Origin of the sequence: Paenibacillus mendelii (assembly GCF_024498075.1) — a bacterium.
GTDB lineage: Bacteria > Bacillota > Bacilli > Paenibacillales > Paenibacillaceae > Paenibacillus_Z > Paenibacillus_Z mendelii.
The window spans coordinates 1-530 of the sequence record NZ_JANHOF010000080.1; the positions used below are offsets into that span (position 1 = coordinate 1).

General features: G+C 60.0%; 1 protein-coding gene. It reads left to right on the forward strand.

All coding sequences use genetic code 11. The annotated features are described in order from the left end of the window. Positions 1–530 (forward strand): hypothetical protein (locus tag NNL21_RS36130; RefSeq protein WP_256555736.1); only part of this gene is annotated, 530 nt, incomplete at both ends.

Below are 530 nucleotides of genomic sequence, written 5' to 3' on the forward strand. Positions count from 1 at the left end.
TTCGGCTGTGCGGTTGACCGGGTTCTCCAAACGATCGAAGCGATCGAGATCGGGGAAGGGCTGCCGCATCCGATGATCGAAGGCGAGTGGGGCAAAACGTCGCCGGCGGCGAATCAATCGTATGTCATCACCGATTTCTCCGAAGCGACGATGGCGGACGCGGTACGGTATACGAAGATGGCCGGCTTGAACTATGTGTACCATCCCGATCCGTTCTCGCAATGGGGGCATTTCACGTTGAAACCGGGAAGCTTCCCCAATGGTGACGATGGCTTGAAAGCTTGCGTGGAGCTGGCGGAACGCGAAGGCGTGAAGGTCGGCGTTCATACCCTCTCCAACTTTACGACGCTTAACGATTCCTATGTGACGCCGGTGCCGGACGAACGGCTGCAGTTCTCAGGATCGGCGCGGGCCGTCGGTACCGTCGGAGCGGAGGTCCGGGAGATCGAGGTAAGCGACCCGCAGCCGTTCGGGGCCGGATTGTTCCGGCGTTCGGCGAAAATCGGCAGCGAGTTGATCGAATACGACGC